This is a genomic window from Escherichia sp. MOD1-EC6842 (assembly GCF_002965705.1).
GTDB classification, from domain to species: domain Bacteria; phylum Pseudomonadota; class Gammaproteobacteria; order Enterobacterales; family Enterobacteriaceae; genus Escherichia; species Escherichia ruysiae.
This window is the reverse complement of sequence record NZ_PTRF01000002.1, coordinates 103,430-122,864: the sequence shown is the minus strand read 5'-3', so window position 1 is coordinate 122,864 and position 19,435 is coordinate 103,430. Positions and strand designations below refer to the sequence as shown.

At 52.3% G+C, this 19,435-nt stretch carries 21 protein-coding genes; 11 read left to right on the top strand and 10 right to left on the bottom strand.

The features are described from left to right. Positions 1-80: 80 nt before the first annotated feature. Both allR and allA read right to left on the bottom strand, forming a co-directional pair. A complete protein-coding gene (gene allR / locus A7Z29_RS03550) occupies positions 81-896 on the bottom strand; it encodes an HTH-type transcriptional repressor AllR (protein ID WP_105289791.1) in 816 nt (271 codons plus the stop codon). A 77-nt stretch (positions 897-973) separates the two neighbouring features. Further along, a complete protein-coding gene (gene allA, locus A7Z29_RS03545) occupies positions 974-1,456 on the bottom strand; it encodes an ureidoglycolate lyase (RefSeq protein ID WP_000776394.1) in 483 nt (160 codons plus the stop codon). 229 nt (positions 1,457-1,685) lie between these two features. Here allA and allS point away from each other — a divergent pair, with 229 nt between their 5' ends. The 3 genes from allS (at position 1,686) to dinQ (ending at position 4,270) form a co-directional block, all read left to right on the top strand. Next, positions 1,686-2,612 (top strand): HTH-type transcriptional activator AllS, encoded by a 927-nt coding sequence (gene allS / locus A7Z29_RS03540; RefSeq protein ID WP_065226315.1) that lies wholly within the window; start codon positions 1,686-1,688, stop codon positions 2,610-2,612. Between the two features lie 68 nt (positions 2,613-2,680). Beyond that, entirely contained in the window at positions 2,681-3,775 is a 1,095-nt protein-coding gene (mnmH, locus tag A7Z29_RS03535) for a tRNA 2-selenouridine(34) synthase MnmH (protein WP_105289790.1), read from the top strand. A 339-nt stretch (positions 3,776-4,114) separates the two neighbouring features. Further along, positions 4,115-4,270 (top strand): damage-inducible type I toxin DinQ, encoded by a 156-nt coding sequence (gene dinQ / locus A7Z29_RS23900; protein WP_001308457.1) that lies wholly within the window; start codon positions 4,115-4,117, stop codon positions 4,268-4,270. A gap of 124 nt (positions 4,271-4,394) precedes the next feature. Here the strand turns inward: dinQ and ybbP are convergent, their stop codons facing one another. Both ybbP and ybbA read right to left on the bottom strand, forming a co-directional pair. Beyond that, on the bottom strand, positions 4,395-6,809 hold the full coding sequence (gene ybbP / locus A7Z29_RS03530; RefSeq protein ID WP_105289789.1) for a putative ABC transporter permease subunit YbbP: 2,415 nt from the start codon (positions 6,807-6,809) through the stop codon (positions 4,395-4,397). After that, positions 6,806-7,492, bottom strand: a complete 687-nt coding sequence (ybbA, locus tag A7Z29_RS03525) for a putative ABC transporter ATP-binding protein YbbA (protein WP_001110581.1) — start codon at positions 7,490-7,492, stop codon at positions 6,806-6,808. Before ybbA ends, ybbP begins: the two co-directional genes overlap by 4 nt. Here ybbA and tesA point away from each other — a divergent pair. From tesA to cnoX, 3 genes are read left to right on the top strand one after another with little or no spacing between them, the layout of a single operon-like run. Then, a complete protein-coding gene (gene tesA, locus A7Z29_RS03520) occupies positions 7,463-8,086 on the top strand; it encodes a multifunctional acyl-CoA thioesterase I/protease I/lysophospholipase L1 (protein WP_001295836.1) in 624 nt (207 codons plus the stop codon). The genes ybbA and tesA overlap by 30 nt on opposite strands. Continuing rightward, the gene (gene ybbO / locus A7Z29_RS03515; RefSeq protein WP_000148958.1) at positions 8,076-8,885 is read left to right on the top strand and encodes an NADP(+)-dependent aldehyde reductase; all 810 of its coding nucleotides are present in this window, start codon (positions 8,076-8,078) and stop codon (positions 8,883-8,885) included. Before tesA ends, ybbO begins: the two co-directional genes overlap by 11 nt. 60 nt (positions 8,886-8,945) lie before the next feature. Further along, positions 8,946-9,800, top strand: coding sequence for a chaperedoxin (cnoX, locus tag A7Z29_RS03510; protein WP_065226311.1), 855 nt, complete (start codon positions 8,946-8,948; stop codon positions 9,798-9,800). A 62-nt stretch (positions 9,801-9,862) separates the two neighbouring features. Here the strand turns inward: cnoX and fetB are convergent, their stop codons facing one another. Both fetB and fetA read right to left on the bottom strand, forming a co-directional pair. Next, positions 9,863-10,642: an iron efflux ABC transporter permease subunit FetB gene (gene fetB / locus A7Z29_RS03505; RefSeq protein ID WP_105289788.1), complete on the bottom strand. Its 780-nt coding sequence runs from the start codon at positions 10,640-10,642 to the stop codon at positions 9,863-9,865. After that, positions 10,629-11,306, bottom strand: a complete 678-nt coding sequence (gene fetA / locus A7Z29_RS03500; RefSeq protein ID WP_105289787.1) for an iron efflux ABC transporter ATP-binding subunit FetA — start codon at positions 11,304-11,306, stop codon at positions 10,629-10,631. Before fetA ends, fetB begins: the two co-directional genes overlap by 14 nt. 145 nt (positions 11,307-11,451) lie before the next feature. Between fetA and A7Z29_RS03495 the strand changes: the two genes are divergently transcribed. Further along, positions 11,452-12,369: an SPFH domain-containing protein gene (locus A7Z29_RS03495; protein ID WP_000904498.1), complete on the top strand. Its 918-nt coding sequence runs from the start codon at positions 11,452-11,454 to the stop codon at positions 12,367-12,369. Continuing rightward, entirely contained in the window at positions 12,366-12,824 is a 459-nt protein-coding gene (locus tag A7Z29_RS03490; protein WP_000571572.1) for an NfeD family protein, read from the top strand. The genes A7Z29_RS03495 and A7Z29_RS03490 overlap by 4 nt, the downstream gene beginning before the upstream one ends. A gap of 110 nt (positions 12,825-12,934) precedes the next feature. Here A7Z29_RS03490 and A7Z29_RS03485 read toward each other — a convergent pair whose 3' ends face one another. Beyond that, positions 12,935-13,297 carry a hypothetical protein gene (locus tag A7Z29_RS03485; protein WP_001001645.1) on the bottom strand — a complete coding sequence of 121 codons (363 nt, stop codon included), beginning with the start codon at positions 13,295-13,297 and terminating at the stop codon, positions 12,935-12,937. Between the two features lie 365 nt (positions 13,298-13,662). Here A7Z29_RS03485 and A7Z29_RS03480 point away from each other — a divergent pair, with 365 nt between their 5' ends. The 3 genes from A7Z29_RS03480 to A7Z29_RS03470 all read left to right on the top strand — a co-directional run bounded on the left by A7Z29_RS03480 (position 13,663) and on the right by A7Z29_RS03470 (position 15,689). After that, positions 13,663-14,949: a YadA-like family protein gene (locus A7Z29_RS03480; protein WP_105289786.1), complete on the top strand. Its 1,287-nt coding sequence runs from the start codon at positions 13,663-13,665 to the stop codon at positions 14,947-14,949. A 117-nt stretch (positions 14,950-15,066) separates the two neighbouring features. Beyond that, positions 15,067-15,489, top strand: a complete 423-nt coding sequence (locus tag A7Z29_RS03475; protein ID WP_016231612.1) for a hypothetical protein — start codon at positions 15,067-15,069, stop codon at positions 15,487-15,489. Continuing rightward, positions 15,486-15,689 carry a hypothetical protein gene (locus A7Z29_RS03470; RefSeq protein ID WP_000650964.1) on the top strand — a complete coding sequence of 68 codons (204 nt, stop codon included), beginning with the start codon at positions 15,486-15,488 and terminating at the stop codon, positions 15,687-15,689. Before A7Z29_RS03475 ends, A7Z29_RS03470 begins: the two co-directional genes overlap by 4 nt. 4 nt (positions 15,690-15,693) lie before the next feature. On the opposite strand, the gene cueR is transcribed toward A7Z29_RS03470, so the two are convergent. From cueR to A7Z29_RS03455, 3 genes are read right to left on the bottom strand one after another with little or no spacing between them, the layout of a single operon-like run. Then, entirely contained in the window at positions 15,694-16,101 is a 408-nt protein-coding gene (cueR, locus tag A7Z29_RS03465) for a Cu(I)-responsive transcriptional regulator (RefSeq protein WP_001026747.1), read from the bottom strand. After that, positions 16,098-17,273 (bottom strand): HlyD family type I secretion periplasmic adaptor subunit, encoded by a 1,176-nt coding sequence (locus A7Z29_RS03460; protein WP_001014327.1) that lies wholly within the window; start codon positions 17,271-17,273, stop codon positions 16,098-16,100. The genes cueR and A7Z29_RS03460 overlap by 4 nt, the downstream gene beginning before the upstream one ends. After that, positions 17,270-19,432 (bottom strand): type I secretion system permease/ATPase, encoded by a 2,163-nt coding sequence (locus A7Z29_RS03455; protein ID WP_105289785.1) that lies wholly within the window; start codon positions 19,430-19,432, stop codon positions 17,270-17,272. Before A7Z29_RS03455 ends, A7Z29_RS03460 begins: the two co-directional genes overlap by 4 nt. Positions 19,433-19,435: the final 3 nt, after the last annotated feature.

Genomic DNA, 19,435 nt, shown 5'->3' with positions numbered 1-19,435 from the left:
ACCTCTATTAATTGGAAAAATTTTCCAACTTTCAAATTTTGTCAAAAAAACCCGCTCCGCAGAGCGGGATGCGACAGACACTATGGATGTGTTTTCAGTCCCAACGCCGTGCTGATATCGCGGGCGGTGTCTCTGACCAGCTCACCCTGACTGACAAAACGCTCTTCTGTCAGTCTTGATGAAGGCCCGGAGATGGAGATAGCGGCAACAACACTACCCACATCATCGTAAATTGCTGAAGCTATGCAATTCAGGCCTACAACATGCTCTTCTTTATCTACGGTATAGCCCAGTTCACGCGCTTGTTCCAGATCCTTCAGCAAGGTGGGCATATCCACAAGCGTCGTTGGCGTAAACTGCTGCAAACCGGTTTGCAGGATGATGCTCATCAGCTCCTCTTCCGCCAGCGGATAAAGCAGCGCCTTACCTGCGCCGGAAGCATGTAACGGCAGACGGCTGCCCAACGGCGCGCACATCCTGACCATCGATTTACACTCCAACTGACCAATTAATACCGCTTCATTGCCGTTACGAATCGCGACATTGACCGTCTCGCCGGAAAGCAACATCAGGCGGCGCATAAACGGCCCGGCGACGGAGAGGACATCGCGGTTATGGATGTACGCCGCACCGACGTTAAAGACACCTAATCCTATATGCCACCAGCCTAACTGACTGTCCTGATAGACAAAATCCGCTGCCTGTAAAACCTTCAGCAGGCGAAAGGTCGTGGAGAGCGGCAAATCCAGATTGAGAGAAATATCGCTAACTGACGAACTTCCCCCACTTTTTTCCAGATATTGCAGAATCGCAATTCCCCGCTCTAATGCCTGTGCGCCCTTCTGTGCCACAGGCTCCGCCTGTCCTGGCCTGCCGCGCCGTCTAACTTCCGTCATACCTACGTTAACTCCGACCTACAAGTGAGCATAAACAATGAACAATTCGTTTATCTTATGCAAGTCGGTTGTAGGCGTCACGCAAAACAGAGCTCCTGCTCAGGAATACTTTCGACATCACAGTTGTCACTGCCGCCGCGATCGATGGTCAGAAAATCGGTGACTCGCTGCCAGGCGAAAAGCGGGTGATGCCAGACATTACGATGGTAATTCACCCCCTGCTCACCGTTGGTGATAAACGCCCGCAGCGTTGTCAGGTCTGGTTTGTCGTCACCTAACGCCACGACCACCACAAACACTTCCCCTTTCATCGGGATAAACGCCTGAGTGCCCAGCGGATGACGTTCGAGTTCGTGAATGGTCAGCGGCAGCCTGGCCGGTTGCGCGCGGTTAATGCTAATCAGAGTACGGTCTTGCTCAAGAATCTCAACCAGCGCCAAATCGTGATAACGCTCCACCAGGCCATTGTTAATATGAAAAAAATCCCGTTGCTGCGTTTCGATTACGTCGCCATAAGCACTGAAGGCTTCCTGACTTAACGGTAATACCTGAAGTTTCATCTTGTTGTCCTTGTAACATAATTCCGTTCAACCAGCGCCGACCGGTCAGCTTGGTTTCAATAACAGGCAATCTAAAACCTTAAGAGAACAACATCAACACAAAAGTTGGAATATTTTTCCAAAACTAGATTTAGTCCACAAATTGAACAGGGTTATCATGTAAAAATACTGATAAATCAGAGGATAAGAAAATCACGCAACTTGCTGATTTAAAAGGGGATACCTGAAGATGTTCGATCCAGAAACCTTGCGGACTTTCATTGCGGTTGCTGAAACAGGAAGTTTTTCAAAAGCGGCAGAACGATTATGTAAAACCACGGCGACGATCAGTTATCGCATTAAACTTCTGGAAGAGAATACCGGAGTGGCGCTGTTTTTCCGCACGACTCGCAGCGTGACGTTGACAGCGGCTGGCGAGCATCTACTTTCTCAGGCCAGAGACTGGCTGAGCTGGCTGGAAAGTATGCCCAGCGAGCTGCAACAGGTGAATGATGGCGTGGAACGCCAGGTGAATATTGTCATCAACAACCTGCTCTACAACCCCCAGGCCGTCGCCCAACTGCTGGCGTGGCTGAATGAACGTTACCCCTTTACCCAGTTTCACATCTCCCGACAAATCTATATGGGCGTCTGGGACTCGCTATTGTACGAAGGTTTTTCACTGGCTATCGGCGTCACGGGAACCGAGGCGCTGGCAAATACCTTTAGTCTTGATCCCTTAGGATCGGTGCAATGGCGCTTTGTCATGGCGGCGGATCATCCGCTGGCGAACATTGAAGAGCCGCTAACAGAAGCGCAGTTGCGGCGCTTTCCGGCGGTCAATATTGAAGACAGCGCCCGCACACTAACCAAACGCGTCGCCTGGCGATTGCCGGGGCAAAAAGAGATTATTGTTCCCGATATGGAAACGAAAATCGCCGCCCATCTGGCGGGCGTTGGCATTGGTTTTTTGCCAAAATCACTTTGCCAGTCAATGATCGATAATCAACAACTGGTCAGCCGGGTAATCCCAACGATGCGCCCTCCTTCGCCATTGAGTCTGGCATGGCGCAAATTTGGCAGCGGCAAAGCGGTAGAAGATATTGTGACCTTGTTTACCCAGCGCAGGCCGGAAATCAGCGGATTTTTAGAAATTTTCGGCAACCCACGCAGTTAAAAATCAAGTTTCCTTGCGCGTTGGCGCGTAAAATAGCGCGCAAGCTGATTTGAGGTTCACTTTTAACTATGCAAGAGAGACACACGGAACAGGACTATCGTGCCCTGCTGATTGCTGATACGCCCATTATTGATGTTCGCGCCCCCATCGAGTTTGAGCAAGGCGCAATGCCCGCCGCAATCAACCTGCCGTTAATGAATAACGATGAACGCGCCGCTGTTGGCACCTGCTATAAACAGCAAGGGTCAGACGCGGCGCTGGCGCTGGGTCATAAACTGGTGGCGGGTGAAATTCGTCAGCAGCGCATAGACGCCTGGCGGGCAGCGTGCCTGCAAAATCCGCAAGGTATTCTCTGCTGCGCCCGTGGCGGTCAGCGCTCACATATTGTGCAACGCTGGTTGCATGAAGTGGGGATTAATTATCCGCTGGTGGAAGGCGGTTATAAGGTACTGCGCCAGACTGCGATTCAGGCGACCATTGAACTGTCACAAAAATCGATAGTGCTGATTGGCGGTTGTACCGGCTGCGGTAAAACGCTGTTAGTGCAACAACAGCCGAACGGTGTTGATCTGGAAGGGCTGGCGCGTCATCGCGGTTCGGCGTTTGGTCGCACGTTACAACCACAACTTAGCCAGGCGAGTTTTGAAAACCTGCTGGCTGCCGAAATGCTAAAAACCGACGCCCGTCAGGATTTGCGCCTGTGGGTGCTGGAAGATGAAAGCCGGATGATCGGTTCGAATCACCTGCCGGAATGTCTGCGCGAGCGAATGACTCAGGCGGCGATTGCGGTGGTAGAAGATCCGTTTGAGATCCGTCTTGAACGCCTGAACGAAGAGTATTTCTTGCGTATGCATCATGATTTTACCCACGCTTATGGCGACGAACAGGGCTGGCAAGCGTATTGCGAATACCTGCATCACGGACTTTCGGCGATTAAGCGTCGGCTGGGGTTACAGCGATATAACGAACTGGCTGCCCGGCTGGATACGGCGCTGACAACGCAACTCACCACCGGCAGCACCGACGGTCATCTGGCCTGGCTGGTGCCGTTACTTAAAGAATATTACGACCCAATGTATCGCTATCAGCTTGAGAAAAAAGCGGAAAAAGTTGTCTTTCGCGGTGAGTGGGCGGAAGTGGCGGAATGGGTTAAGACGCAGTGATGGGCGGTATTCTGAAACGGCGATTGTCGTGAGAACAGAATGGTTGCACCAGAATACAGATATAAAAAAACCGACATGACAGTCGGTTTTTTTATTTTTTCCGCCCAAGACTTGGTGGTTCCGGGCAGAAATGAAACAGTCCTCATCTAGCAAGTGAATTATAAGTCAGGATGCCTACATATTCAAACAGCTATGTTGGCGATACAATCCCGACGCTAGTAGTGATACTGCCTCAAGGGATTACCGCAGTGCGGAAAAGTACTTTTAAGTCCTGGTCAGGATACAGGTGGTGCTGATTCTGGTGCTCTAATTTGGAGAGAGGCAGTCCTCATCTAGCACATGAAGAAAATCATAGTTACAGGCAACGTAAGGGTAAGCTGTGATTGTCTTTCTCCCTTAAGGGAGCAACGGATGAAAACTTTTCTCGATAAAGTTCTCATCGTTCTTAAGGCGCTAATCGCGCTGCTGGAACTGATCCGTCAGTTTATTGAATAACTGAGGAAACGTAGCTAAGGCCGAAGGTTTACCACCTTCGGCCTTTAAAAAAACCGACATGACAGTTGGTTTCAGATTGTTGCCAAAGGGCGCACTATTCATGCCGGATGCGCTACGCCTGTCATCACCCCGCAAACTGCCTGAACAGCGCCTTCCCCTTAACCAGTCGCGCACCCAGCCAGCCGCCGCAAAGCGACAGCAGCAACGCACCGCTGCACGGCAGCACAATCCACAATCGCCAGTCTGGCTCCCACGGGAAATCAAACACTTTTGATTGCAGTACCGCCAGCGCCGTTTCCGCACCGATGGCGGCCACCAGGCCAGAAACAAACCCGAGCATGGCGAACTCACACCACAATGTCGTGCGCAGCAGTTTTTTGCCCGCACCGAGAGTGCGCCACACCACCAGCTCCTGATGGCGCTGACGCATTCCCACCTGCACCTGCGCCAGCAACAGCAACATACCGCAGGCGGTGACCAGCACCACCATCACTTCCAGCGCCCGACTTACCTGCTCCAGCACCTGACCGACCTGTTTTAAAATCGCGCCAATGTCTAACAGGCTAATGGTCGGGAACTGGCGGTTGAGTTGCGTCAACATGCCGTTGCCGTTCTCCCAGCGGAAACTGGTGAGCCAGCTTTGCGGCTGCCCGTCCAGCGCCCCTTCCGGGAAAATAAAATAGAAATTAGGCCGCAGACTTTCCCAGTCCACTTTGCGCAGGCTGGTCACTTTAGCGCGGAACTCCTGGGTATCGCCCATAAAAGTCACGGTATCGCCGAGGGCAACGTTTAAGCGTTTCGCCAGCCCCTCTTCCATCGACACTTCATCCGCTTTTGGCGGCCAGTTACCGGCGACAATCGGGTTATGATCGGGTCGCGTATTTTGCCAGGTGAGATTGAGTTCACGGTTGAGCGCCTCATCTTCATTGCCTTCTGTCGGCTTGCCGTTAATCGTCGTCAGCCGCGCCCGCACCACCGGATAAAACGATTCCGGGACTATCTGATGTTCCGCAAGGAACGCTTTTAGCGGTGTAACCTGTTCTGTTGCGATGTTGATTAAAAAGTAGTTCGGGCTTTCTGGCGGTAGCTGCTGTTGCCAGCGGTCGAGCAGATCGCCACGCAACACCAGCAGCAGTGCCAGCAGCATAAAGGAGAGCGAAAATGCCGAAAGCTGGCTTAACGTTGACCACGGCTGACGTAACAGGCGGCTGACTGCCAGACGCAGAGGTAGCGATTTTAGCGTCATGCTGCGTAATACATTAAGCAGCATCCAGCCCAGCACACCGCACAGCAAAGCCAGCACTACCGCGCCCGCCAGCACCGCCCAGAGCAGCATACTGCCACCCATTAATCCGGCGAGCAGCAGCACAACCACCACACTGACAATCGGCAGATAAAACTTCAGCGGCCAGACGTTCGCTACCACATCATTACGTAATACGCGTAAAGGCTGCGTTGCCAGCAACAAGCGGTACGGTCGTAGCCCCACCAGCAGCGAGATGACCGTCATGGTGCCGAGCGCCCACAGCCACGGCCAGAGGCTGGCTGGCGGTAGTGCAGCAGGCAGAACGGGCTTGAGCAGCACCATCAACACGTTTTCGAACAACAGACCTATCGCCCCACCGGTAACGGCTGAAAGCGTCAGCACCATCAACCACTGACCGACGATTAGCTTACGCAGTTGCGCTCGCCCTGCCCCCAGCGTTTTGAGGATCGCCACCAGATCGTAGCGACTGCGACAGTAATGATTCATCGCCACAGCCACCGCTGCCACTGCCAGCAGCAAGGTCAGAAGCGCCGAAAGCAGCAGGAACTGCTGCGAGCGTTCCATCGATCGCCCCAGCGCGCCTTCGTCCTGTTCCAGCCCGTACCAACGTTGTTCGGGTTTAAGCTGCGGTAACAGCCATTTCTCATAGCCGTCGAGCTGGTTCTCGCTGCCGCCGAATTTATAGCGCCAGGTGACCCGACTTCCCGGCTGCACGGCTCCGGTTTTATCGACATCCGCCAGATTCATCATCAGACGCGGAGCCATCTGGAAGGGATTAAAACCGGAATCCGGCTCCTGAATCACTTCTCCGGCAATCCGCAAGGTGGCATCGCCCACGTCAATAGTGTCGCCCGTTTTCAGGTTAAGCAGTGCCATCAGGCGTGGGGCCAGCAATACGCTGCCCGCCTGCGGTTTCAGGCCTGGGGGATTAGTTTGCAGATCGCCATACATCGGGTAGATATCATCCACCGCCTTGACGTTCGCCAGCTGCGGTGTGTCGCCTGCAAAGGTCATTGTGGCGAAAGTCAGCTGCTTGCCGACTTTCAGGCCGCGCTTTTGCGCTTCCTCCAGCCACGCTTGCGGCACTTCGCGTGAACTGCGCAACGCCCGATCGCCCGCCATAAACTCCCGGCTTTGCTGGCTTAAGCCCTTCTCCATGCGATCGCTGATATTGCCCAGCGCCAGCACGCAGGCCACCGCCAGGCTTAGCGCCAGCCAGACAATTAATAGCGACGGCGAGCGCCATTCGCGCCAGAACCAACGTGCAATCATGCTTCCTCCTGCAATTGCCCGTTCACCAGCCGTAAGCAGCGGTCGCAGCGTGCCGCCAGTTGCAGGTCGTGGGTCACCATAATCAACGTGGTGCCATGTTCACGGTTGAGGGAAAACAGCAGGTCGGCAATTTTATCGCCCGTCTGGCGGTCAAGGTTGCCGGTGGGTTCATCGGCAAACAGCACATCAGGCCGACCGTTAAAGGCTCGCGCCAGCGCCACACGTTGCTGTTCGCCGCCGGAAAGCTGTGCCGGAAGATGATCAAGACGTTTACCCAGCCCTAACTGTTCGAGCAACGCTTTCGCTCCGTTACGACTTTCCACGCTACTCTCACCGCGCAGCAGCGCCGGAAGCTCGACGTTTTCCAGCGCGTTAAGGGTAGGAATTAACATAAATGACTGAAAAACAAAGCCGACGTGCTTCGCGCGCAACTTTGCCCGCGCTTCTTCGTCCATATTATGTAGCGGTTGTCCCACCAGACTCACTTCGCCACTGCTGCCGTCATCCAGCCCGGCGAGGATCGCCAGTAAGGTTGACTTACCCGATCCCGACTCGCCCACCAGTGCGATGGTTTCGCCACGTTTGACAACCAGCTCAACTCCGGTGAGGATGGAGAGTTCATGCTCCCCCTGACCGACGGACTTCTTAAGATGATGAACTTCAACAATGTTTTCCGCTGGCATTTGCCCTTCCTGTTCCTGGTTCTGTTAACCTTCCGTGCCGCCGCAGCGGACACGTTATTAATTCTGGGTGATAGCCTGAGCGCCGGGTATCGAATGTCTGCCAGCGCGGCCTGGCCTGCCTTGTTGAATGATAAGTGGCAGAGTAAAACGTCGGTAGTTAATGCCAGCATCAGCGGCGACACCTCGCAACAAGGGCTGGCGCGCCTTCCGGCTTTGCTGAAGCAGCATCAGCCGCGCTGGGTGCTGGTTGAACTGGGCGGCAATGATGGATTGCGTGGTTTTCAGCCACAGCAAACCGAGCAAACGCTGCGCCAGATTTTGCAGGATGTCAAAGCCGCCAACGCTGAACCATTGTTAATGCAAATACGTCTGCCTGCAAACTATGGTCGCCGTTATAATGAAGCCTTTAGCGCCATTTACCCCAAACTCGCCAAAGAGTTTGATGTTCCGCTGCTGCCTTTTTTTATGGAAGAGGTCTACCTCAAGCCACAATGGATGCAGGATGACGGTATTCATCCCAACCGCGACGCCCAGCCGTTTATTGCCGACTGGATGGCGAAGCAGTTGCAGCCTTTAGTAAATCATGACTCATAAAGCAACGGAGATCCTGACAGGTAAAGTTATGCAAAAATCGGTCTTAATTACCGGATGTTCCAGTGGAATTGGCCTGGAAAGCGCGCTCGAATTAAAACGCCAGGGTTTTCATGTGCTGGCAGGTTGCCGGAAGCCGGATGATGTTGAGCGCATGAACAGCATGGGATTCACCGGTGTGTTGATCGATCTGGATTCGCCAGAAAGTGTTGATCGCGCTGCCGACGAAGTGATCGCCCTGACCGATAATTGTCTGTATGGGATCTTTAACAATGCCGGATTCGGCATGTATGGCCCCCTTTCCACCATCAGCCGCGCGCAGATGGAACAGCAGTTTTCCGCCAACTTTTTCGGCGCGCATCAGCTCACCATGCGCCTGTTACCTGCGATGTTACCGCACGGTGAAGGGCGTATTGTGATGACCTCATCGGTGATGGGATTAATCTCCACGCCGGGTCGTGGCGCTTACGCAGCCAGTAAATATGCGCTGGAGGCGTGGTCAGACGCGCTGCGCATGGAGCTGCGCCACAGCGGAATTAAAGTCAGCCTGATTGAGCCGGGGCCCATTCGTACTCGCTTTACCGACAACGTCAACCAGACGCAAAGTGATAAACCGGTCGAAAACCCTGGCATTGCTGCCCGCTTTACGTTGGGGCCGGAAGCGGTGGTCGCCAAAGTGCGCCACGCTTTTATTAGCGAGAAGCCGAAGATGCGCTATCCGGTGACGCTGGTGACCTGGGCGGTAATGGTGCTCAAACGCCTGCTGCCGGGGCGCGTGATGGACAAAATATTGCAGGGGTGAGTTGAAGCGCGCGCTTAAGCCCCCATGTCAAAGAAAATATCGACAACAGAGAGCGACTCCATGTCCGTAGAAAATATTGTCAACATTAACGAATCTAACCTGCAACAGGTTCTTGAACAGTCGATGACCACACCGGTGCTGTTCTATTTTTGGTCTGAACGTAGTCAGCACTGTTTGCAGTTAACCCCAATTCTGGAAAACCTCGCGGCGCAGTACAACGGGCAATTTATTCTGGCGAAGCTGGACTGCGATGCGGAGCAGATGATTGCCGCGCAGTTTGGTCTGCGCGCGATTCCGACCGTATATCTGTTCCAGAACGGGCAACCGGTAGACGGCTTCCAGGGGCCGCAACCGGAAGAGGCGATCCGCGCCCTGCTGGATAAAGTGCTGCCGCGCGAAGAAGAGCTGAAAGCGCAGCAGGCGATGCAACTGATGCAGGAAGGCAATTACACCGACGCCCTGCCATTGCTGAAAGACGCCTGGCAGTTGTCGAATCAGAACGGGGAAATCGGCCTGCTGTTGGCAGAAACGCTGATTGCGCTGAACCGTTCTGAAGATGCAGAAGCCGTGCTGAAAACCATTCCATTGCAGGATCAGGACACCCGCTACCAGGGGCTGGTGGCGCAAATCGAACTGCTGAAGCAGGCGGCTGATACGCCGGAAATTCAACAGTTGCAACAGCAGGTGGCGGAGAATCCAGAAGATGCCGCACTGGCGACGCAACTGGCGCTGCAACTGCATCAGGTTGGGCGCAATGAAGAGGCGCTGGAGTTACTGTTTGGGCATCTGCGTAAAGATCTCACTGCCGCAGACGGTCAGACGCGTAAAACGTTCCAGGAGATCCTCGCTGCGCTGGGTACGGGTGATGCACTGGCGTCAAAGTATCGCCGCCAGCTGTATGCATTGTTGTATTGATATTCCGTTGATCGGCACATGAACCACAACGCCGGATGCGATGCTGCGCATCCGGCATCGCATCATTTCTTCTTCAATTGCGTCACCACCAACTGGTGGCGCGAATTATAAAACTTACGATAGGTTAAATAGCAGGCAATAATGGTCGACAAGCTGGCGGTTGAGAGCAGCATAAAGGTCACCATAATCTGATATTTAATCGCCTTCACCGGATCAATCCCGGCAAATATCAGCCCGGACATCATTCCTGGTAAACTCACTAAGCCAACCGTTTTTGCTGAATCGACCGTCGGAATTAAAGCCGCGCGAATACTGTCGCGAACCAATATCGCTGAAGCCTGCTTCGGCGTCGCGCCAAGACTCAGTTTCTCCTGAATCTGTTGCTGTTCGCTAATCACCCGTTGCCCTAAATTGTTGTAACACAACCCCACCGCTACCATGGCGTTACCGGCAATCATCCCGGCGATAGGGATCACCTGCATCGGGATAAATTCAATCGACCCTGAGAGAATCAGCACCGCCAGGGTAATTCCCGCCCCGACCGTAATGGCAATAAACGATGAGATAAAAGCTTTAGCAATATATTTACTGCGTTTTTGCGCGTTCCACGCCGCATTAAAGCAGATAAATAACACCATCAATAATGTCAGGCTGGCATCATCCACGCTGAAAATATACTTCAGCACATAGCCAACAATAATCAGCTGAATTATCGCTCGCCCGACGCTCCAGAGAATATCTTTCTCCAGCGCCAGTTTTTCTTTATGGCTAATTAAGATTGCCACCACCACTAGCATTAATGCCAGTGCCAATGATTCGTTAGTAATATTATGCGAGTTCATAGCGTGCTTCCTGCATTTCTCCGGCATGCGGTTGCAGCGTAATCACTTTATCCGCATGATTAATTTCGTCTTTATCGTGTGTCACCCACAGCACGGCAATATTTTGCTCGCGCACATACCGGTGGATCATCTCATTAACGTTATGTTTATTACTTTCATCCAGCGCACTGGTGATTTCATCCAGCAATAAAACCTTCGGCATAAATTGCAGGTTACGAATCAATGAGATGCGTTGTTTTTCACCACCAGATAGCTCGGCGATATTCTTCGTCAAAATGCTGTCCGGCAAAGCGAAGCGTTCGAGAAAATCGAGAAAAATGGCCGGGTCAGGCTGCTGGTTACGGATCTGCCAGGGAAAAATCAGGTTATCGTATACCGTGTCGCCAAACAACACTGGTGTCTGGGCACAGTAGGAGACTTGCTGGCGATACTCCTCTGGCTTCAGGGTGAATATATCTTCGCCTGCAAATAGTAACGTTCCACTACTCGGACTGATTAATGAAGCAACAATTTTTAGTAGCGTACTTTTGCCGCAGCCGGAAGGGCCGGTAATTAACTTAAATTCGCCAGCACGCAGCGAAAAATTGATGTTATTGAGAATCTTCGTATCGCCCACCTGATATCCAACATTTTGCAGTTGGAGCAAAAGACTATTTTCCTGCATTACCCATCCCTTTTTCTGATTTTTACTAAAAACAGTTTATCCTCCGCAAGAATAAGGGGGAACTCTCTTTCAGTAATCAGGTATAATTTGTTTAATCAAGCAGCAATTTTGCTCTTTATGGACGGTACAACAGGAGGTTTTTCCGATGCTTATTTTTATCCCGATTCTCATTTTTGTCGCGCTGGTGATTGTCGGCGCGGGCGTCAAAATCGTGCCGCAGGGCTATCAGTGGACAGTAGAACGTTTTGGTCGCTATACCAAAACGTTACAGCCAGGTCTAAGCCTGGTGGTGCCCTTTATGGATCGCATTGGTCGCAAGATCAATATGATGGAGCAAGTGCTCGACATCCCTTCCCAGGAAGTTATCTCGAAAGATAACGCCAACGTTACCATCGACGCCGTGTGCTTTATTCAGGTGATTGATGCCCCGCGCGCCGCTTATGAAGTCAGCAATCTGGAGCTGGCAATCATCAACCTGACCATGACCAACATCCGTACCGTGCTTGGCTCAATGGAACTGGACGAAATGCTCTCCCAGCGCGACAGCATTAACTCGCGCCTGCTGCATATTGTCGATGAAGCCACCAACCCGTGGGGGATTAAAGTCACCCGTATTGAAATTCGTGATGTGCGCCCACCGGCAGAGCTTATCTCTTCGATGAACGCGCAGATGAAAGCGGAACGTACCAAACGCGCTTACATCCTTGAGGCGGAAGGGATCCGTCAGGCGGAAATCCTCAAAGCCGAAGGTGAAAAACAGTCGCAAATCCTGAAAGCGGAAGGCGAACGTCAGTCGGCGTTTTTACAGGCTGAAGCGCGAGAACGTTCCGCCGAAGCGGAAGCTCGCGCGACCCAAATGGTGTCTGAAGCCATCGCCTCCGGTGATATTCAGGCGGTGAACTACTTCGTAGCGCAGAAATACACCGAAGCGTTGCAACAAATCGGTTCGTCCAGTAACAGCAAAGTGGTGATGATGCCATTAGACGCCAGCAGCCTGATGGGGTCGATTGCCGGGATTGCCGAACTGGTGAAAGACAGCGCCAACGAGCGAAATAAATCATGATCGAGCTGCTGGTAGTACACCCGCATATTTTCTGGCTGAGTCTCGGCGGTTTATTGCTGGCTGCCGAGATGCTGGGCGGAAACGGTTATCTGTTGTGGAGCGGTGTCGCGGCGGTGATTACTGGCCTGGTGGTCTGGCTGCTGCCGCTGGGTTGGGAGTGGCAAGGGGTGATCTTTGCCATCCTGACGCTGCTCGCCGCCTGGCTGTGGTGGAAATGGTTGTCGCGGCGGGTGCGCGAACAAAAGCACAGCGACAGTCATTTAAACCAGCGCGGGCAGCAGCTGATTGGCCGACGTTTTGTGCTGGAATCTCCGCTGGTCAACGGGCGCGGTCATATGCGCGTCGGCGACAGTTCATGGCCAGTCAGCGCCAGCGAGGATCTCGGCGCAGGTACGCATGTTGAAGTAATTGCGATTGAAGGGATAACGTTGATCATCCGTGCGGTCATCGCCTGATGCGACGCTGACGCGTCTTATCAGGCCATCAAAACCTGCCAGTCTATGCGCGAACGTAGGCCGGATAAGGCGTTTACGCCGCATCCGGCATGTGGGCGGGGAATGGCAATTTACTCTTCTGTGGTTTTACCCATACTTTTCTGGTCTTCATCCGGATAATGTTTTTTTAAATATTCCAGGACGTTTTTATTGACCTTATGTTGGGTATACACCCACCCTTTCCAGTAATCGGGCTGATCCAGGTAAACTTCTGGCGGAATGGTGAAATCAGAAAGCGTTAACCATTCGGCTAACAAATCGGGGTTTCTCTTCTGGATCAACTGCAACAGCATGATCAGCGACATGGCAGAGGCAGGAGCCGTACTATCGCCGCTTAAATACTTCCACACCGTGGAGCGATTCGAACGAAAAAGGATAGGGAGTAACGCCCTGTCCAGATTCATTTCATTAAAAATCTTCTCAAATTCATTCATTTAATTTTCCTGCCTGGCGTAAACCTCTTAAAAATTGAGATTTATCAAAGAAACGCATTCTAACATACATCAGCAACAGCATCACGTTTAGTGCAGAAACAGCATTTATTTCGCTTATCAAAACAAGTCTTTACGGTTTGTTACTGAGAAATAGCACAAAATGATTTTCCATTTTATTTCTAATGGAAACTTTTTTAGTTTCTATTAGTCGGTGTTTACGCTTACATCGTATAAAAACGCGCTTTACATCACACAAATGCCAGCGTAGATTTCGATCAATACGAAACGCATAACATTTCTTATAACAACAATTAATGTTGCTATAAGAAACATAAATGCGACTTACTTTGATTGAGAAAAAATGAATGAAAACTGTAAAGATATCTTTACTGGCTGTCGTTATTGCTACTGCTGTCAGTCCATCTGCCTTTGCGGGTGATACGATTGAGGCGGCAGCGACAGAACTGGAGGCAATCCAACCAGGGATGTCACATGAAGAAGTTGACCAGAAAATTGGACGCTTCATGATTCGTACTGGAAATACAGAAGCCGCGCAAGACTATCTGTTTTCGCATGGGTATATATCTTCAGAGACGGGCGAAAATATCTCCCAGGAACAGACCCAGGCAGACCGCGATGCGGCACAAGATACCGCCATCCAGAATGCGCAAACCACCGCTAACACAGCAGTGTCGACCGCCAATGAAGCGCACCAGGCCATTACGTCAGCACAAACCGAGATTGACGCCAGCAAAGCGGCTATTCATAAAAATACTGACGACATTATCGAACAGAAGAACATTCTTAGAGCTCAACAAGACCAAATTAACGATACGCAAAAAACGGTTGCTGCTACCGGTGATGTCCAGAACACAGCCCGTTATCAGAGTATGGTAAACGCCCGTCAGGAGGCTGCGGATAACGCACAGCAGCAACAAGCCGAAGCCCAACAAACGCAGATTACCGAGCAACAAAAGCAAATCGAAGCCACACAAAAAACGGTCGCTGCCACCAGTGATGTTCAGACCGCCGCCCGTTATCAGAGTATGGTCAACGCTAAACTGGCTGCGGAAAATGAAGCCAGCACGCGCGCTTCTGCGGAGCAAGGGAAAAAAATTGACGCTCTTTCTTCTACCATGACGACGGTATCTCAAAGTGTTGCCACCGAGAACCAATCAAAAGAACTGGAAGAAATTCATGGCGATATAACAAAAACCAACACTGCGATAAGTAAGCTGGCGGCACAACAACAGATTGATAGCGTTCATTACGGTGAACAAATTCAAAATCTGGTGCAGGATTCCACCGATACACATCAGCAGTTATCAACCACGCAAAAACGAGTAGCGGATAACAGCCAGCAAATTAATACGCTCAATAACCATTTCAGCTCACTGAAAAACGAAGTTGAAGACAACCGTAAAGATGCCAATGCGGGGATTGCGTCAGCTATTGCCATTGCCTCACAGCCGCAGGTAAAAACCGGTGATTTAATGATGGTGTCTGCGGGCGCGGGAACGTTTAATGGTGAATCAGCGGTATCTGTCGGCACGTCTTTTAATGCCGGAACGCATACAGTGCTTAAAGCGGGTGTTTCTGCGGATACGCAATCTGATTTCGGTGCTGGTGTCGGTGTGGGATATTCGTTCTAAAATTTTACCAGACACCTTATAAATACCAATAAAAAACAGAACTATTGAATAAATTAGAGCAAGGACGTTTTCCTAATATCACCCCTTCATTAATTCTCATATTATTTAAGGTTAACAATGATGAATAGCACCATTAAATCGATTTCACTGCTGGCGTTAATCATGCTGGCTGGTTGTAGCTCTCCCGCGTCTCGCATTGCAGACTGCCAGGCGCAAGGCGTATCTCATGACACCTGTTATCTTGCCGAACAACAGCGTCAGGCGGCTATTTTAAGTGCATCCGAAGCGCAGGCATTTAAAAATGCAGAAGCCGCACAACATGCCCAGGCGACAAAGAAAGCCATTTATAAAGGATTTGGCATGACCTTTAGAATGAGCAGTAAGAACTTTGCTTATCTCAATGATTCATTATGTGCGATTGATGAAGATAATGCCGATGCCACAGTTTATCAGTCGGGCCTGTATAACGTGATTGTTTATCATCACACAGGAAAAGTCGCATTAATGAAGGAAGGCCAGTTTGTGGGCTATTTAAAATGAAGGATGAAAAGAAAATATCCCTGACACATATTCTGATTATCGGTGCGTTTATTTTTGCCTTCTTGCAAGTAGTATTATTAGCCTCCCTGGTTCACGCGGTTAATGCCAGCAACGCAATACAGGAAGGCTTATTTCAGACGGGACGCATTATGGTAGAAAGTTTGCAGCATATTCTTTCGGTGCAAACGGGGATTAACTGATTTTTCACCCCGCCCGATGATGACAGCAGCCGGAGAGATTTTCGATAATCGGGCAGTCGGCGCTGTCATCGCCGGGGCAGGCATTCGCCAGCGCCAGTAACTGGTCGCGCATGGATTGCAGTTCTTCGATATGTCGCTCGATCTCCGCCACCTTCTCCAGCGTGCGCCGTTTTACATCAGCACTGTGGCGCTGCGGGTCGTTAAACAGATTCACCAGCTCGCCGCTCTCTTCCAGGTTAAAGCCCACCTGGCGCGCCTGGCGCAGTAAGGTCAGTTCGTTGAGATGCTGCTGCGTGTAGGTACGATAACCGTTTTCGCTGCGCATCGGTGGTGTCACCAGCCCCTTCTCTTCATAGAAGCGAATGGCTTTGCTGGTCAGGCCGGTAATTTTTGCTACATCGCTAATGTTCATCGTTCGCGCAACGCCTCCTGTGCTTTGTTAAAGGGTTTCAACAGATAATCCAGCACGCTCTTTTTGCCGGTGCGGATATCGACCGTCGCCACCATACCGGGAAATATCGGAAACTGCTGTTTGCTTTTATTTTCCAGATGGTTGCTGAAAGTGCGAATGTACACCCGATAGTAATAAACATCGCGCCGCACTTCATCCTGCACGGTATCCGGTGAAATCACCGCCACTTCTCCCGGCAGACCGCCATAAATGGAGTAATCGTAAGCGGTTATTTTCACCAGCGATTTTTGCCCAGGATGGATAAACGCCACATCGCGCGGGGAGATTTTTGCCTCAATCAGCAATTGCTCATCCAGCGGCACAATGGTCATCAGTTTACCACCGGGGGCAATGACGCCGCCAACCGTGGTGACATCAATATCCTGAACAATGCCACGAACTGGCGCAGTAAAGTTGAGCCTGGTGAGGGAGTCTTCACGCCCACGGATCACCGAACGCTGGGTTTCTACTTCCGCATTGGCTTTCGCTAACTCTTCCCGCGCCTGTACGTAGTATTGCGTGCGCACGTCGCTAAGTTTGTTTTCCAGTTCATTGGCCTGGCGTTGCAGGCGCAGCACTTCAACGCTGCTCGCCGCCCCCTGTTTTACCAGCGGCTGGGTCATCGCCAGTTCGCGGTTGACCAGGCTAATCCCCTGCGTCAGCCCGGTAGTGGCTTTGTTCAACCCGTCGCGGCGAGTGTTGTACAACGCCGTTTCCGACTCGATAAGTTCGGGGAATTTATTCAGTTCGTCAGGGAAGACCAGCGGTTTATTACTCACTTCCGCCCGCAGCCGCGCCGAGGTTGCCAGCGCCGCGTACAAGCGCGACATCGCTTCCTGAACGTCAGATTCCGTTTTGGTGCGGTTAAGCTGCGCCAGCGGCTGGCCCTGTTCAACAATATCGCCAACCTTGACGTCGAGATGATACAGAATTCCGCCTTCCAGCGACTGCACCACCTGTTCGCGCCCGGAGGGTTCTACCGTGCCGCTGCCGGTGGTCACTTCATCAAGCTGGAAGTACCACGCCCAGCCGAGAAAACAGAGCAGCATTACGGCAGTCACGCGTACCGCCAGCGCCGAACGTGGCAGGCGAGGTTCAGTCAGGCCACGGTTGTATTGCAGTTGTCCGTTCATGCGGCAGACCCCTTATTCTTCTCCTGCAACACCACGCGTCGCGCCGTGGGTTCGCCCTGTTCAAGCAAAATAGTCTCTTTCGCGCCGTCCATCACAATGCGCCCCTGATCCATCACGATTATCCTGTCCACCAGTTGCAGCATCGCCGTGCGGTGAGTGGCGATGACCAGCGTGCGATGCCCAATCCACTGTTTCAGTTGTTCGATTAAATACGCTTCCGCCATTTCGTCCAGCGAGGCGCTGGGTTCATCGAGCAGCACGATATTGGGTTGAGAGATGAGCAGCCGCGCCAGCAGCAGCGTTTGCCGCTGACCGCCAGAAAGACCAAATCCCCCTTCCTGAATCATGTAGTTGAGGCCGTTTTTCTGCTTCTGCACAAAGGGCAGCGCCCCGCTGAGGATTAATGCGCGTTCGATATCTTCATCGCTGGCTTCCGGCATCCCCATAGTGAGGTTTTCCCGCAGCGAACCAAAAAACAGTCGTCCGGTTTGGCTCAGCAGCCCCATGTCGCGGCGCAGATCTGCCGGATCAAGTTGCCCGATGCTGATGTTATCCAGCAGCACCTGCCCCTGCTGGGCGATACGCATTCCGGCGAGCATTTGCAGTAGCGTTGATTTACCCGCGCCGTTGCGCCCAAGAATGGCGATTTTCTCACCGGCCTGAATGTTGAGTTTGCCAATTGCCACATCGGCAATCTTCTCTTCTTCGTCGTAATAAAACACCGCGTTGCTGAACTGATAATTACCGTGCAGTACCGCTTTATGCACCAGTTTGCCGTGCTCGGGCTGATCCACCGGGCGCTTCATCAGTTCATCAAGGCCATTACGCGCCACTTTCGCCTGCTGCCAGCGCGAGAGTACGCCGGAAATCTGCGACAGCGGCGCAATGGTGCGCGAAGCCAGGATCGTCGTCCCGACCAATGCGCCGGTGGTCATGTCACCGTTCATCACCATAAAACAGCCCACCAGCAGCACCACCACATAGACGATGGATTGCACTTCCTGAGTCCAGGTGAGCAGCAGCCCGGTGAGAAAACGTTGCTTCATGCTGATGGAAGATGCCACGTCGTTGGTATGATTCCACTGATTCTGGAAACGCTGTTCGGCGCGCAGCAGTTTAATGTCTTCAATCGACTGCACGGCTTCCACCAGCGTCGCGTTGCGTACCGCCGACTCGCGCATCCCTTCGTTCGCCAGCCGCGCCAGCGGGCGTTGCACCAGCAGGCCGGGGATCACTAATAACGGCAGCGCCAGCAAAACCACCAGCACCAGCCAGCCGCCGATCATCCACAGAATAAAGACAAACAGCAGGAAGAACGGCAGATCCGCCACCGCGCCGATGGTGGTGGAAGTAATAAGCTCCCGCACCGATTCCAGCTCGCGGATCTGCGAGATAAACGATCCGGTGGATTTTGAGCGCACGTTATTTTTCAGCCGTAACGCATGACCAAAAACGCGATCCGAAATGCGTAAATCCGCCCGTTTACCAATCACATCGGAAAGATGCGTGCGCACCATGCGCATACAGAACTCAAACAGGATCGCCATCATCACCCCGGCGAACAGTACCCACAGCGTCGGGTAGGACTGCGCCGGAACTACCCGGTCGTAAACCTGCATCGAGAACACCATCGCCGCCAGCGCCAGCACGTTCGCCACCAGTGATGCCAGCATAATATCGCCATAGCGCCGCCAGTCTTTCAGCGAGAGATTCCAGAACCAGTTCGCCTGATACGGGCGAATATAGTCATCCACCCGCGCGTCAGGGATGGCGCTGAGCGGGCGCAGTAGCGCCAGTTCAACGATTTTATCCTCGACATCCGCGACGTTAAGCGTGGTTTCCAGCCCTTCGTCACCGCTGAACTGAACGCTAATATTGTCATGATTATCGCGGCGGGTGATAACGCCAATCTGCTGATTATCAAACACTGCGATCAGCGGCAGTCGCCAGGGGTTAAGCGAATCGGCGGAGAACTCCACCAGCCGCAGCCCCATTCCCAACTGCCGCGCCATGTCGGTGAGTAACTCCTCCCGCTTACTGTCGCGCTCCCAGTTGACGGTTGCGCGCACGTTCTCCTGAGAAAAATCGAGACGGTAATAACGCGCCACGGCGATCATCGCCTCCAGCCAGGCTTCCACGGACTGGGCATTTTTTTTCATTAT

Coding starts and splice junctions, on each gene's coding strand:
- allR (WP_105289791.1), bottom strand. CDS start 896: ATGACGGAAGTTAGACGGCGCGGCAGGCCAGGACAGGCGGAGCCTGTG.
- allA (WP_000776394.1), bottom strand. CDS start 1,456: ATGAAACTTCAGGTATTACCGTTAAGTCAGGAAGCCTTCAGTGCTTAT.
- allS (WP_065226315.1), top strand. CDS start 1,686: ATGTTCGATCCAGAAACCTTGCGGACTTTCATTGCGGTTGCTGAAACA.
- mnmH (WP_105289790.1), top strand. CDS start 2,681: ATGCAAGAGAGACACACGGAACAGGACTATCGTGCCCTGCTGATTGCT.
- dinQ (WP_001308457.1), top strand. CDS start 4,115: ATGAAGAAAATCATAGTTACAGGCAACGTAAGGGTAAGCTGTGATTGT.
- ybbP (WP_105289789.1), bottom strand. CDS start 6,809: ATGATTGCACGTTGGTTCTGGCGCGAATGGCGCTCGCCGTCGCTATTA.
- tesA (WP_001295836.1), top strand. CDS start 7,463: ATGAACTTCAACAATGTTTTCCGCTGGCATTTGCCCTTCCTGTTCCTG.
- ybbA (WP_001110581.1), bottom strand. CDS start 7,492: ATGCCAGCGGAAAACATTGTTGAAGTTCATCATCTTAAGAAGTCCGTC.
- ybbO (WP_000148958.1), top strand. CDS start 8,076: ATGACTCATAAAGCAACGGAGATCCTGACAGGTAAAGTTATGCAAAAA.
- cnoX (WP_065226311.1), top strand. CDS start 8,946: ATGTCCGTAGAAAATATTGTCAACATTAACGAATCTAACCTGCAACAG.
- fetB (WP_105289788.1), bottom strand. CDS start 10,642: ATGAACTCGCATAATATTACTAACGAATCATTGGCACTGGCATTAATG.
- fetA (WP_105289787.1), bottom strand. CDS start 11,306: ATGCAGGAAAATAGTCTTTTGCTCCAACTGCAAAATGTTGGATATCAG.
- A7Z29_RS03495 (WP_000904498.1), top strand. CDS start 11,452: ATGCTTATTTTTATCCCGATTCTCATTTTTGTCGCGCTGGTGATTGTC.
- A7Z29_RS03490 (WP_000571572.1), top strand. CDS start 12,366: ATGATCGAGCTGCTGGTAGTACACCCGCATATTTTCTGGCTGAGTCTC.
- A7Z29_RS03485 (WP_001001645.1), bottom strand. CDS start 13,297: ATGAATGAATTTGAGAAGATTTTTAATGAAATGAATCTGGACAGGGCG.
- A7Z29_RS03480 (WP_105289786.1), top strand. CDS start 13,663: ATGAAAACTGTAAAGATATCTTTACTGGCTGTCGTTATTGCTACTGCT.
- A7Z29_RS03475 (WP_016231612.1), top strand. CDS start 15,067: ATGATGAATAGCACCATTAAATCGATTTCACTGCTGGCGTTAATCATG.
- A7Z29_RS03470 (WP_000650964.1), top strand. CDS start 15,486: ATGAAGGATGAAAAGAAAATATCCCTGACACATATTCTGATTATCGGT.
- cueR (WP_001026747.1), bottom strand. CDS start 16,101: ATGAACATTAGCGATGTAGCAAAAATTACCGGCCTGACCAGCAAAGCC.
- A7Z29_RS03460 (WP_001014327.1), bottom strand. CDS start 17,273: ATGAACGGACAACTGCAATACAACCGTGGCCTGACTGAACCTCGCCTG.
- A7Z29_RS03455 (WP_105289785.1), bottom strand. CDS start 19,432: ATGAAAAAAAATGCCCAGTCCGTGGAAGCCTGGCTGGAGGCGATGATC.